Origin of the sequence: Streptococcus sp. HMSC072G04, assembly GCF_001813295.1 — a bacterium.
Lineage (GTDB): Bacteria > Bacillota > Bacilli > Lactobacillales > Streptococcaceae > Streptococcus.
Genome location: NZ_KV812008.1, coordinates 403 through 773 on the forward strand (window position 1 = coordinate 403; position 371 = coordinate 773).

Sequence of the window (371 nt, forward strand, 5' to 3'; positions counted from 1 at the left end):
TCACCTTCTTTAGGTTTCGTTGGATCTTCTTTAAGTTTGTAGACGTAAGTGACATTCTTATCACCTTCAACAACTTTACCAGTTATTGGGTCAGTTGTTGTCAAATGACCTTCACCGTCAACTTTACCTACAGTGTAGTTACCGGCTGGTACCAATTCGTATGTCTTACCATTGTATTGGATTTCATTTGGACGGTTGTCTACTACTGTATCGTAATCTTTATCAATTGGTTGATTTTCTTCGTCAGTGACATCTTCTTTAATCTTGTTACCATTGACGTCAACATAGTGAACGTATACGTTACCTACTTGTTGGTAAACATACGTAATAGTTGACTTAGGTTTATCAACTTTACCTTTAATTGGATCAGA

General features: G+C 36.4%; 1 protein-coding gene. It reads right to left on the reverse strand.

Annotated elements, in window-relative coordinates:
• Positions 1-371: MucBP domain-containing protein (locus HMPREF2904_RS11860; protein WP_256263222.1), on the reverse strand; the 371-nt coding region annotated here is incomplete at both ends.